Annotated in this window: 16 protein-coding genes; 10 read left to right on the top strand and 6 right to left on the bottom strand. The window is 69.8% G+C overall.

Going from position 1 to position 10,977, the window contains the following annotated elements; translation table 11 throughout:
• From FHP06_RS15790 to FHP06_RS15765, 6 genes are all read left to right on the top strand, one after another.
• Nucleotides 1-132, top strand: a 132-nt coding sequence (locus FHP06_RS15790; RefSeq protein WP_147687869.1) for an integrase core domain-containing protein, incomplete at its 5' end; no start/stop codon positions are given.
• A 146-nt stretch (nucleotides 133-278) separates the two neighbouring features.
• Nucleotides 279-983, top strand: a complete 705-nt coding sequence (locus FHP06_RS15785; RefSeq protein ID WP_147687867.1) for a GAF and ANTAR domain-containing protein — start codon at nucleotides 279-281, stop codon at nucleotides 981-983.
• Nucleotides 984-1,023: 40 nt separating this feature from the next.
• Complete coding sequence (locus FHP06_RS15780; RefSeq protein ID WP_147687865.1) at nucleotides 1,024-1,455, top strand: SRPBCC family protein; 432 nt, start codon at nucleotides 1,024-1,026, stop codon at nucleotides 1,453-1,455.
• Between the two features lie 184 nt (nucleotides 1,456-1,639).
• Nucleotides 1,640-1,981 carry an ArsR/SmtB family transcription factor gene (locus tag FHP06_RS15775; protein WP_147687863.1) on the top strand — a complete coding sequence of 114 codons (342 nt, stop codon included), beginning with the start codon at nucleotides 1,640-1,642 and terminating at the stop codon, nucleotides 1,979-1,981.
• Nucleotide 1,982: 1 nt separating this feature from the next.
• Nucleotides 1,983-2,531, top strand: coding sequence for a DUF2878 family protein (locus FHP06_RS15770; protein WP_147687861.1), 549 nt, complete (start codon nucleotides 1,983-1,985; stop codon nucleotides 2,529-2,531).
• Nucleotides 2,532-2,540: 9 nt separating this feature from the next.
• A complete protein-coding gene (locus tag FHP06_RS15765) occupies nucleotides 2,541-3,296 on the top strand; it encodes an SDR family NAD(P)-dependent oxidoreductase (RefSeq protein ID WP_147687859.1) in 756 nt (251 codons plus the stop codon).
• A 4-nt stretch (nucleotides 3,297-3,300) separates the two neighbouring features.
• Here the strand turns inward: FHP06_RS15765 and FHP06_RS15760 are convergent, their stop codons facing one another.
• Complete coding sequence (locus tag FHP06_RS15760) at nucleotides 3,301-4,194, bottom strand: sterol desaturase family protein (protein WP_147687857.1); 894 nt, start codon at nucleotides 4,192-4,194, stop codon at nucleotides 3,301-3,303.
• Between the two features lie 69 nt (nucleotides 4,195-4,263).
• On the opposite strand from FHP06_RS15760, the gene FHP06_RS15755 reads away from it, so the two are divergent.
• Nucleotides 4,264-4,878: a TetR/AcrR family transcriptional regulator gene (locus tag FHP06_RS15755; RefSeq protein WP_230973548.1), complete on the top strand. Its 615-nt coding sequence runs from the start codon at nucleotides 4,264-4,266 to the stop codon at nucleotides 4,876-4,878.
• Nucleotides 4,875-5,678, top strand: coding sequence for an SDR family NAD(P)-dependent oxidoreductase (locus tag FHP06_RS15750; RefSeq protein WP_147687853.1), 804 nt, complete (start codon nucleotides 4,875-4,877; stop codon nucleotides 5,676-5,678). The genes FHP06_RS15755 and FHP06_RS15750 overlap by 4 nt, the downstream gene beginning before the upstream one ends.
• On the opposite strand, the gene FHP06_RS15745 is transcribed toward FHP06_RS15750, so the two are convergent.
• Nucleotides 5,675-6,019: a DUF2834 domain-containing protein gene (locus FHP06_RS15745; RefSeq protein ID WP_147687851.1), complete on the bottom strand. Its 345-nt coding sequence runs from the start codon at nucleotides 6,017-6,019 to the stop codon at nucleotides 5,675-5,677. The two genes, FHP06_RS15750 and FHP06_RS15745, sit on opposite strands and share 4 nt — an antisense overlap.
• Before the next feature lie 137 nt (nucleotides 6,020-6,156).
• On the opposite strand from FHP06_RS15745, the gene FHP06_RS15740 reads away from it, so the two are divergent.
• Entirely contained in the window at nucleotides 6,157-7,254 is a 1,098-nt protein-coding gene (locus FHP06_RS15740) for a Glu/Leu/Phe/Val dehydrogenase dimerization domain-containing protein (protein ID WP_147687850.1), read from the top strand.
• 72 nt (nucleotides 7,255-7,326) lie between these two features.
• Here the strand turns inward: FHP06_RS15740 and FHP06_RS15735 are convergent, their stop codons facing one another.
• The 3 genes from FHP06_RS15735 to purF form a co-directional block, all read right to left on the bottom strand.
• Nucleotides 7,327-7,503 (bottom strand): DUF3073 family protein, encoded by a 177-nt coding sequence (locus FHP06_RS15735; RefSeq protein ID WP_147687871.1) that lies wholly within the window; start codon nucleotides 7,501-7,503, stop codon nucleotides 7,327-7,329.
• An 89-nt stretch (nucleotides 7,504-7,592) separates the two neighbouring features.
• On the bottom strand, nucleotides 7,593-8,648 hold the full coding sequence (gene purM / locus FHP06_RS15730; protein ID WP_147687848.1) for a phosphoribosylformylglycinamidine cyclo-ligase: 1,056 nt from the start codon (nucleotides 8,646-8,648) through the stop codon (nucleotides 7,593-7,595).
• Nucleotides 8,645-10,135, bottom strand: coding sequence for an amidophosphoribosyltransferase (gene purF / locus FHP06_RS15725; protein WP_147687846.1), 1,491 nt, complete (start codon nucleotides 10,133-10,135; stop codon nucleotides 8,645-8,647). Before purF ends, purM begins: the two co-directional genes overlap by 4 nt.
• 30 nt (nucleotides 10,136-10,165) lie before the next feature.
• Between purF and FHP06_RS15720 the strand changes: the two genes are divergently transcribed.
• Nucleotides 10,166-10,849 carry a ZIP family metal transporter gene (locus tag FHP06_RS15720; RefSeq protein WP_147687844.1) on the top strand — a complete coding sequence of 228 codons (684 nt, stop codon included), beginning with the start codon at nucleotides 10,166-10,168 and terminating at the stop codon, nucleotides 10,847-10,849.
• Here the strand turns inward: FHP06_RS15720 and FHP06_RS15715 are convergent.
• Nucleotides 10,846-10,977 (bottom strand): integrase core domain-containing protein (locus tag FHP06_RS15715; protein WP_147687842.1); only part of this gene is annotated, 132 nt, incomplete at its 5' end. The genes FHP06_RS15720 and FHP06_RS15715 overlap by 4 nt on opposite strands.

Below are 10,977 nucleotides of genomic sequence, written 5' to 3'. Positions count from 1 at the left end.
CTCTCAGACGAAGCTCGCGCAGCAACCTACGGCGCCTGGATCCATCACTACAATCACCATCGACCCCACACCGCTATCGACGGCCTTGTCCCCGCAGCCCGCGTCCACAACCTCACGGGGAAGTACAGCTAGCGGAGAGCTTGGGGGAGTCGACCCCGGCCCTGGCCACCGAAACCACAGGCCTCGGCAGCAGTGGCCGCGACCCTCCGGATTTTCTATAATTTCGTCGTCATCCACGACACCTACGAGACTCACCTTGCGCGGAGGAGGTCAGCACCGTGAGTAACGAGGACCCGGTGTACGCCGACCTCCACGACCATCGCGGAAGTCCGGCGCAGACCCTCGACAAGATCATCGAGTGGACTCTCGCGGCCGTGCTGGGGACCGAAGCAGGCATCGTCCTGATGCGCGCCAAGAACTCGATGGAGACGTTCGCCCCGACGTCGGACCTGGTTCGGGACGCGCACGACTGGCAGGTCCAGCTCAGCGAGGGGCCGTCGTTCGTGGTCCTCGACGAGGTCGACCATCCGTCGGTGATCATCGGCGACACCGCCGAGGACCCGCGGTTCCCCACCTGGGGCCCCAAGGCCGCCGAGCTCGGTCTGCGCAGCGTCATCACGTCCGTGCTCCGCACCCCTGATCGCAGGGTGGGGTCGCTGAACGTCTACAGCCCCGAGCCGCACGCCTTCGACCTCGACGACCTCGAGGCCGTGGACGTCTTCGCCCGACGCGCCGCCCGGGCGATCGTGATCGCCGAGGAGGCCCAGGGTCGCGAGGTCGCGCTCGACACCCGCAAGCTCATCGGACAGGCCCAAGGCATGCTGATGGAGCGCTTCCGGATCGACGGCGACCGCGCGTTCGAGCTCCTGGTCCGCCTGTCCCAGCAGCACAACGTGAAGCTGCGTGGTGTCGCCGACCTCCTCGTCCGCAACCCGTCCGCAGGTCTGGACGAGCTCGAGAGCATGCTGCCCTCGGCGTCCTAGCCACAGGGTTGATCCCCGCGCGGAGGGGAACTGGTGGGGCATGCCCCAGATCGAGCGCACCGTCACGGTGACCAAGCCCCTGTCCGACGTGTGGGAGTACCTCGTCGACTTCACCAACACCGAGTCATGGGATCCGCCGACGCAGTCCACCACCCGCGTGAGCGGCGACGGCGGCGTCGGCACCGTCTACAAGAACGTCTCCCACATGCTCGGCCGCGACGTCGAGGTCGAGTACACCGTGCTCGACGTCGAGCCGCAGCGGCTGTTCCGCCTGGCCGGCAAGACGCCGAGCATGGACCTCCTCGACACGATGACGTTCGAGGAGGCCGACGGCCGGGTCAGCGTCACGTACACGGCCGAGCTCACGCCGCACGGCGCCGCCAAGCTGGCCGAGCCGCTGATGCCGATCGGCCTGAAGAAGATCGGCGACGACGCGGCCGAGCAGCTGGAGAAGTGTCTTCGGGACCTCTGAGACCCTCGAGAGCGACGGTGCCCACCACTCCACGGTGGGCACCGTCCTCGGGTCGGGACTCAGCAGCAGGGGCAGCAGGTCTCGTCGCAGCAGTCGTCCATGGTCCTCGCCTCCCTCCTGTATCGATGATCGTCGATTCAGGTTCGACGGTATACATTGACATCAATCAATGCAAGGAGATGCCATGGAGCTCGAGGTGCTCACCCCGATCTGCTGCTCCAGCAGTGCGCCGCCGCTGGAGCGCGACGAGGCCGTCCGCGTCGCCGCCGGGTTCAAGGCGCTCGCCGACCCCGCCCGCGTCCAGCTCCTCCACCTCGTCTCCACCGCGGACGCCGGCGAGGCCTGCGTCTGCGACCTCACCGCCGCCCTCGGCCTGTCCCAGGGCACCGTCAGCCACCACCTGAAGATCCTCGTCGAGGCCGGCCTGCTGTCCCGCGAGCGTCGCGGCACCTGGGCCTGGTACCGCGTCGTGCCCGAGGCGCTGACCGCCATCGCCGGCACCCTCGCCACGCCCGAGCGGGTCTGACGTGCCGCCGCGCACCGCCCTCCTCGTCGCGCTCGTCGCGTCGGTGTGGCTGACCCTCTGCGACCAGCTGTTCCACGTCCGCACCGACACGCTCGAGTACCACTGGACGCCGCAGGTGGCCGACCAGCACGTGCTCGTGCCGGCGACGTTCTTCTTCGCCGGACTGGTCATCCCCGCGACGGTCGGGTGGTTCGGGCCGGAGCCCCGCTACGCCGACGACCGGGACCTCGCGATCGGCTTCGGCATCGTCACGCTCGCGTACCTGGTGTCCGGGCTGCTCCCGGAGTCGCTCGCCGTCGCCTACGCGCTCGTGCTGCTCGCCGCCTGGGCCTACCGCGTGTACACCGGCCCCGAGTGGCTGCCCACCGTCATGGCCAGCGTCTCCGTCGCCGTCGGCGGCGTGATCGTGGAGTCCGTGCTGTCCGGGCTCGGTCAGTTCGACTACGCCCACCCCGACGTCGCCAGCGTGCCGTGGTGGCTGTTCCCGCTGTACCTGCACGGCGCCCTGTTCGCGATCGACGTCCGGGGCCGGTTCGCCGTGGCCGGTTAGTCTCGCGACATGAATCTCGGACTGGCAGGTCGCACGTACGTCGTCACCGGTGGGACCCGCGGGCTCGGCCGGGCCACGGCTGAGGTGCTCGTGGCCGAGGGCGCCAACGTCGTCGTGTCATCGCGCTCGCAGGAGTCGGTCGACGAGACGGTCGCGGCGCTGGGTGCGAACGCGGCCGGGATCGTCGCGGACAACGCCGACGCCGCGACCGCCGGTCGGCTCGTCGAGACGGCCCGTGAGCGGTTCGGCGGCCTCGACGGCGCGCTCATCAGCGTGGGTGGCCCCGTCGCCGGAACGATCATGGAGCGCAGCGAGGAGGAGTGGCGCGCCGCGTTCGACTCCGTCTTCCTGGGTGCCGTCCGCGTCGCCACCACCGTGGCCGAGGCCTTGGGCGATGGAGGCTCGATCGCGTTCGTGCTCTCCACGTCGGCGAAGATGCCCGTGCCCAACCTCGGCATCTCCAACGGCCTCCGTCCGGGCCTGGCGATGGCGGCCAAGACGCTCGCCGACGAGCTCGGCCCGCGCGGGATCCGCGTCAACGGCCTGCTGCCCGGCCGCGTCGACACCGACCGCGTCCAGGAGCTCGACGCCGCGAGCGACGACCCCGAGGCCACGAAGGCGCGCCACATCGAGGGCATCCCGCTGCGCCGGTACGGCGACCCCGCCGAGTTCGGGCGCACGGCCGCGTACCTGCTCTCCCCCGCGTCGGGCTACGTCACCGGTGTCATGCTGCCGGTCGACGGCGGCCAGTCGCGCGGGCTCTAGCTAGCTACCGGCGCGGCAGGACGGGATCCGGATCGAGCGTGTGCTCGGCCGACGGCTCCCAGCCCGGCGGGCGGAAGATGTAGCCGATCTTGTCGCGGAACCGGGTGGCGCCCTTGATGTCGTGGAACAGGTCGGCGTACGCGCCGTACTGCAGCTTGAGCAGGTTGTACGTGTCGACCTTGTAGGTGAGGCCGTACGTGGGGCGCTGCTTCTCCTCGGTGAAGGTGCCGAACAGGCGGTCCCAGATGATGAAGATGCCGGCGTAGTTCTTGTCCAGGTACTCGGGATCGCTGCCGTGGTGCACGCGGTGGTGCGACGGCGTGTTCATGACGAACTCGATCGGACGCCAGAGCTTGCCGATCAGCTCGGTGTGGACCCAGAACTGGTAGATCAGGTTGAAGCCGAACGCGACGTACAGCGTCCACGGCGCGAAGCCGAGCAGCGGCAGCGGAAGCCAGAAGAAGAACTCGAACCACGGGTTCCACTTCTGCCGCAGGGCCGTGCCGAGGTTCATGTACTCGCTGGAGTGGTGCGCCTGGTGGCCCGCCCAGCCGATGCGCACGCGGTGCGAGAACCGGTGGTGGAAGTAGTAGCCGAGGTCGAGGCCCAGCGTCAGCAGCACCCAGTACCACCAGGTGTCGGTGGGCAGCTCCCACGGCGCGAGGTAGGTGAAGACCGCGATGAAGGCGAAGAACGTGGCGACCTTGAAGATCGTGAGGAAGAACAACGAGCCGAATCCCATGGAGATCGACGCGCGGGCGTCCTTGAACGCGTACCCGGTGACGTTGTCGTCGTGGTCGAGCCACTTGAGCGCGGCGATCTCGATGACGACGGTCAGCGCGAAGAACGGGGCCGCGTAGGTCACGGGGTTCTTCAGCGGATCAAGGACGGCTTCCATCGGTTCCCTTCCTCATATGACTTTTGAGTAAGTTACCACGGGTTCATATTCTCCGCTAGAGTGTGGTCCGTGGCAAGAGCGAAGGCAGGAACCAAGGGCGTCCCCCGCCTCGAGCGCGAGAGCCAGATGCTCGAGGTCGCGTCGGAGATCTTCGGCAACGAGGGCTACGCCGCCACCAACATCCAGGTCGTCGCGGAGCGCGCGGGCATCTCCAAGCCGCTCATCTACAACTACTTCGGCTCCAAGGAAGGCCTGTTCCTGGCCTGCCTCGACCGCGCCGGCACGATCGTCGCCGACGAGATCGAGCGCATCGCCCGCGGCGACGCCGTCGGCATCGAGCGCGGCCTCCGCACGCTCGAGGGGATGTTCACGATCCTCGAGCCGCAGCCGTACCTCTGGAAGCTGTTCTACGACCCGACCGCCCCCTCCACCGGCGCGGTCGCGGACGCGATCGACCACTACACGCAACGCATCGCCAAGCTGGCCGACGAGGGCGTCGCCGAACTGATGGGGCTGGCCGGCAACACCGACCCGGTCGACATCTCGGCGATGACCGCGCTGTGGCTCGGTATCGTCGACTCCCTGATGAACTGGTGGATGGAGCACCCCGACGAGTCGGCCGACGCGATGATGCAGCGCTGCGTCCGGCTGCTGTCCGCCCTCCTGGGAGACTCCAGACAGTGAGCGTCGACGGTCGCACGGTCGTCATCACGGGAGCGTCCAGCGGCATCGGCGCGGAGGCGGCGAAGCGCCTGGCCCGACGCGGCGCCACCGTCTGCCTGCTCGCCCGTCGCGCCGACGAGCTCGACGCCGTCTGCTCCGAGATCGTGGCCGCCGGCGGCCGCGCCCGGGCCTACCCGGTCGACCTCACCGATGCCGACGCCACCGAGGTCGTCGTGGCCCAGCTCCTCGACGAGCACCCGGTCATCGACGTGCTCGTGAACAACGCGGCCCGCTCGATCCGGCGGCCGATCACCGAGTCCGTCGACCGGATGCACGACTACGAGCGCACCATCTCCATCAACTACCTGGCCGCCGTCCGGCTCACGCTCGGCCTGCTCCCCCGGTTCCTGGAGCAGGGCCACGGGCACGTCGTCGTCTCCACGTCGATGTCGACGCAGATTCCCATCCCCCTCTTCTCGGCCTACCTCGCGAGCAAGAGCGCGCTGGAGTCGTTCGCGCGGTCACTGTCCGCGGAGCTCGGCGGGCACGGCATCACCACGACCACCGTGCACTTCCCGATGGTGCGCACGGAGATGTCCGAGGCCACCGACATCTACGCCGCGATGCCGATGATGAGCCCGTACAAGGCGGCCGGCTGGATCGTCCGCGCCGTCGACGCGCGACCGACGCGCGTCACCAGCCTCACCGGCGCCGCCGGAGAGCTGGGCATGGCGACGCTGCCCGGCGTGGTCACCTCGGTGACGCGGCCGCTGTTCAAACGCATGGACCGGACGCTGGCCCGTCGGTCACGACGGGGCTAGCGCCGCCTCCACGTCTGCGGACCGATCTTCTGGTGCCGGATGAGCAGGTACGTGGCGAGTCCTGCGGCGACACCCGGCACGAGGCAGACGACGATCGCGATCCACCCGCGCCGCACTCCGCGTCGCTGCGCCTCGTAGGTCACCCAGACGCAGAGCACCGCGAACGTGAACAGCGTGTTGACCGCGAAGCCCGACGAGTACGGGTTGGCGAACGCGTCGCGGAACGCCTGGACGACACCGAGATCGCTCTCGACCAGCGGCGGCACGACGATCCAGCCGACCGCCACGGTGAACGCGACGGCGAGGAAGAGCAGGGTCCAGTGGTATCTGGTGTCCGGCACTGTTGCCCCCTTCAACGATCAAGGTCAGGCTAGACGGACTTGCGACGCGTTAGAGTCGTTTCAGCCACACCACCCCGTGGCCACCCGATGAGCCCGCCCACCATCGCCGGCTCGCCACCACGAGAGAGAGCACCACCGTGACCGATCGCCCCTTCGCGCCCCAGGTCTCCGCCTTCGGGAGCCACCACGAGCAAGTCGTCTTCTGCCACGACGAGGACTCCGGCCTCAAGGCCATCATCGCCATCTACTCCACGGCGCTCGGTCCCGCGCTCGGCGGCACGCGCTTCTACCCGTACGGCTCGGAGCAGGCCGCGCTCGCCGACGTCCTCGACCTCAGCCAGGGCATGGCGTACAAGGCGGCACTCGCCGGTCTCGACCTCGGCGGCGGCAAGGCCGTGATCATCGGCGACCCGGCCACGCTGAAGAGCGAGGCCCTGCTGCGGGCCTACGGCCGGTTCGTGCAGTCGCTCGGCGGCCGGTACTACACCGCGTGCGACGTCGGCACCTACAGCGTCGACATGGACGTCATCGCGCGCGAGTGCGACTTCGTCACCGGCCGCACCGTCGAGCACGGCGGCGCCGGCGACTCGTCCGTGCTGACCGCGTTCGGCGTCTACCAGGGCATGCGCGCCTCCGCGCAGCACGTCTGGGGCGACACCTCGCTCGCCGGCCGCACCGTCGGCGTGGCCGGCGTCGGCAAGGTCGGCCACCACCTCGTGAGCCGCCTCGTCGAGGAGGGCGCAACCGTGATCATCACCGACGTCAACGAGGCCGCCGTGGCCAGGGTCGTCGAGGCCCACCCGCAGGTCCGCGTGGTGGCCGACGCCGACGCGCTCGTGCGCGAGCCGCTCGACGTCTACGCCCCGTGCGCACTCGGCCACGCCCTCACCGACGAGGTCGTCGAGGTGCTGAGCGCGTCCATCGTGTGCGGCGCCGCCAACAACCAGCTCGCCCACGAGGGCATCGAGAAGCGCCTCGCCGAGCGCGAGATCACCTACGCCCCCGACTACTGCGTCAACTCCGGCGGCCTGATCCAGGTGGCCGACGAGCGCGAGTCCGACGGCTTCCACTTCGACCGCGCCAAGTCGCGCGCGGCCGGAATCTTCGACACGACGCTGGACGTGCTCGATCGCGGCAAGGCGGAGGGTGTGCCTCCGTCGATCGCCGCCGACCGTCAGGCCGAGCAGCGCATGCGCGACGTGGGCCGGCTGCGCGCCATGTGGCTGCCGAGCTGATCACGGTCCTTGAGCCTGGTTCGCTCCCCCACGGGTATCCCCGCGGGCGGTGCCCCCAGGCTCAAGGTCCGATCAGCTGGCGGCAGGGCCCTCGCGCTCGTCGAGGAGGTCCGCGTACTGCTCCGGGACCGGATCACCGGAGTCCCCGTGAAGCTCACGCTGCAGATCGCTGAAGTCCGGATCGAAAGTACGGTACTTCAGGTCGCGTGCAACCTTGGTCTGCTTTGCTTTCGCACGGCCGCGCCCCATGAGGTCCGACCCCCTCGCACAGAAATAGTCAGTTTGATCGTGGGTCAAGCCTACCCAAAGTCTTCAACTAATCCGGTAGCAGGGGTGAACTAGGCGTGTGCGCCGGTCAGCGTGACGGACCCGCCGGCCCCGTGCACGCCTGCCGCGGCGACGTCGCCGGCGATCCAGGCGTCGATCCCGTGCTCTCCCAGCAGGGAGACCGCGGTCTCGGCGTCGTCCGGGGCCACCAGGGCCACCATCCCGACACCGATGTTGAGCGCCTCCTCCAGGGCGTCTTCACCGACCGACCCGACGTCTGCCACCAGCGAGAAGATGGCCGGCCGGGTCCAGGTGGAGCGGTCGACGCGCACGGAGACGTCGTCGGGCACCACGCGAGCGAGGTTCGCGGCCAGCCCGCCGCCGGTGACGTGGGACATCGCGTGCACGTCGGTGCGGGCGGCCAGGTCGAGGCAGGGCTTGGTGTAGAGCCGGGTGGGGGTGAGCAGGGCCGGGCCGAGGGCGCCGCCGAGCTCGGGGACGTCGCGGTCCAGGGCCCAGCCGGCCTTCTCGAGGAGGACGTGGCGGACGAGCGAGTAGCCGTTGGAGTGCAGGCCGGACGAGGCCATCGCGACGACGACGTCGCCCTCGCGCACCCGCTCGGCACCGAGCAGGGCGTCGGCCTCGACGACGCCGGTGGTGGAGCCGGCGACGTCGTACTCGTCCGGGCCCAGGAGCCCGGGGTGCTCGGCGGTCTCGCCGCCCAGCAGCGCGGTGCCCGCCTCGGCGCACGCCTGCGCGATGCCCTTGACGACGTCGGCGATGCGCTCGGGCACCACGCGGCCGCAGGCGATGTAGTCGGTGAGGAACAGCGGCTCGGCGCCGCAGACCACGAGGTCGTCGACGAGCATGCCGACGAGGTCGAAGCCGATGGTGTCGTGCACGTCCATGGCCTGGGCGATGGCGACCTTGGTGCCGACGCCGTCGGCGGAGGTGGCGAGCAGCGGACGCTGATAGCCCTTGAGAGCGGAGGCGTCGAAGAGCCCGGCGAAGCCGCCGATGCCGCCGACGACCTCAGGACGGCGGGCCTTCTCGACCCACTCCTTCATCAGCTCGACGGCGCGGTCGCCGGCCTCGATGGAGACGCCGGCCGCGGCGTAGTCCGTCAAGGGTTGACCTCGACCGTCGTCGGGGCCTGCTCGAGCAGGTGCTTGCCGATGAGGTCGTCCTCCGGCAGCGCGACGGGGTAGATGCCGTCGAAGCAGGCGCGGCACAGGTTGTCCTTGGGCACGTTCGTGGCCTCGATCAGGGAGTCGAGGTCGACGTACGACAGGGTGTCGGCGCCGATGGAGCGGCAGATCTCGTCGACCGAGATGCCGTTGGCGATCAGCTCGGCGCGCGACGCGAAGTCGATGCCGTAGAAGCACGGCCACTTGACCGGCGGGCTGGAGATCCGGACGTGCACCTCCGCGGCGCCGAACTCGCGCAGCATGCTGACAAGGGCGCGCTGGGTGTTGCCGCGGACGATCGAGTCGTCGACCACCACGAGGCGCTTGCCGGCGATGACGTCGCGCAGCGGGTTGAGCTTGAGCCGGATGCCGAGCTGGCGGATGGTCTGCGACGGCTGGATGAACGTGCGGCCGACGTAGGAGTTCTTGACCAGGCCGTGGCCGAACGGGATGCCGCTCTCCTCGGCGTAGCCGATGGCGGCCGGCGTGCCGGACTCCGGGACGGGGATGACCAGGTCGGCCTCGACCGGGTGCTCGCGGGCCAGCCGGCGACCGATCTCCGCACGCACCGAGAAGACGCGCTGGTCGTTGATCGTCGTGTCGGGGCGCGCGAGGTAGACGTACTCGAACAGGCAGCCCTTGGGCTCGGGCTTCGCGAAGTGCTCGGTGCGCAGTCCGTTCTCGTCGATGGCGACGAACTCGCCGGGCTCGATCTCGCGGATGAACGAGGCACCGACGATGTCGAGGGCGGCGGTCTCGCTGGCGATGACCCAGCCGCGCTCGAGGCGGCCGAGCACCAACGGCCGGATGCCCTGCGGGTCGCGGGCGGCGTAGAGCGTGCCCTCGTCCATGAAGACCAGGGAGAAGGCACCGCGCAGCTGGGGCAGGACGTCGAGCGCGGCTTCCTCGACCGAGCGGTCCGGGTACGACGAGAGCAGGCTGGCCATCACGCCGGTGTCGCTGCTGCTGTCGGTCTCCCCCGTGGCGCGGACGTCCGTGGCGTCGGTGCGCTGACGGAGCAGCTCGACGAGGTCGTGGGTGTTGGTGAGGTTGCCGTTGTGGGCCAGCGCGACCGAGCCGCTCGTGGTGGGCCGGAACGTGGGCTGCGCGTTCTGCCAGACGCTGGAGCCGGTGGTGCTGTACCGGGAGTGACCGATGGCCACCGAGCCCTTGAGGGACTCGAGCGTGGACTCGTCGAAGACCTGCGACACCAGGCCCATGTCCTTGTAGACCAGGATCTGCCGGCCGTTGCTCACCGCGATGCCCGCCGACTCCTGGCCGCGGTGCTGCAACGCGTAGAGGCCGAAGTACGTGAGCTTGGCGACCTCCTCGCCGGGAGCCCAGACGCCGAACACGCCACAGGCGTCCTGGGGGCCGAGGTCGTGGGGGTCGAGGTCGTGGGTCAGGCGACCGTCTCCGCGGGGCACACCACGAGTCTACGGGGGTACCGTCCCGGTGTGGTCAAGGCGCTCCTGTACGGACTTGGGACAGCGGCACCGCTCGTCATCGGTGCCGCCATCGGGCTGCGCTGGCACATCCCGAAGAAGGTGCTCGCCGCGCTGATGGCGTTCGGTGCCGGGACGATGATCGCGGCGTCGGCCGAGGAGCTGTTCGGGCCGGCGTTCGAGGTCGGGCCGGCGGCCCTGATGGGCGGCGCGCTGATGCTGGGCGCCGGCGTCTACGTCGTCGCGAACCACCTGATCGAGACGAGACTGGGCGCGGCCTCCGTGGGCTGGGCGCTGATGCTGGGCGCGATCCTCGACGGCGTGCCGGAGAACGCGGCGCTCGGCGTCTCCATGTCCGAAGGCAGCGTCGCCCTGCTCGTGGCCATCGCCGTCGGCAACACCCCCGAGGCGATCGGCAGCGCGGCGTCGCTGCGGTCGATGCCGGGCATGGGCGCTCGCCGAGGGATGCTGATGTGGGCCGCCACCGGCGTGATCCTGATCGTGGTCACCGTCGCCGCGCACGGCGTCGCCGACTCGGTCGGCACCACGACCATCGCCACGTCGCAGGCGTTCGCCGGCGGCGCCACCATCGCGGTGCTCGCCGACACCCTGATGCCGGAGGCCTACGAGGACGGCGGCTGGTGGGTGGGGCTGGCCACCGCGCTCGGCTTCTTCACCGCCTACCTGCTCGGCTAGCTGTAGTTCCCCGTCACGTTGTGGACGCGGTCTGCGGGGGTGAGGCCATCGATGCCGGTGTGGGGTCGATGGTGATTGTAGTGATGGAGCCAGGTGGCGTAGGTGGCTGCGCGGGCGGCGTCTGAGAG

It is taken from the genome of Aeromicrobium terrae, assembly GCF_008039565.1.
Classification (GTDB): Bacteria; Actinomycetota; Actinomycetes; order Propionibacteriales; family Nocardioidaceae; genus Aeromicrobium; species Aeromicrobium terrae.
Note: the sequence above shows the minus strand (reverse complement) of the source record. Positions and strands in the feature narration are given on the sequence as shown.

Coding starts and splice junctions, on each gene's coding strand:
- FHP06_RS15780 (WP_147687865.1), top strand. CDS start 1,024: ATGCCCCAGATCGAGCGCACCGTCACGGTGACCAAGCCCCTGTCCGAC.
- FHP06_RS15775 (WP_147687863.1), top strand. CDS start 1,640: ATGGAGCTCGAGGTGCTCACCCCGATCTGCTGCTCCAGCAGTGCGCCG.
- FHP06_RS15765 (WP_147687859.1), top strand. CDS start 2,541: ATGAATCTCGGACTGGCAGGTCGCACGTACGTCGTCACCGGTGGGACC.
- FHP06_RS15760 (WP_147687857.1), bottom strand. CDS start 4,194: ATGGAAGCCGTCCTTGATCCGCTGAAGAACCCCGTGACCTACGCGGCC.
- FHP06_RS15735 (WP_147687871.1), bottom strand. CDS start 7,503: ATGGGGCGCGGCCGTGCGAAAGCAAAGCAGACCAAGGTTGCACGCGAC.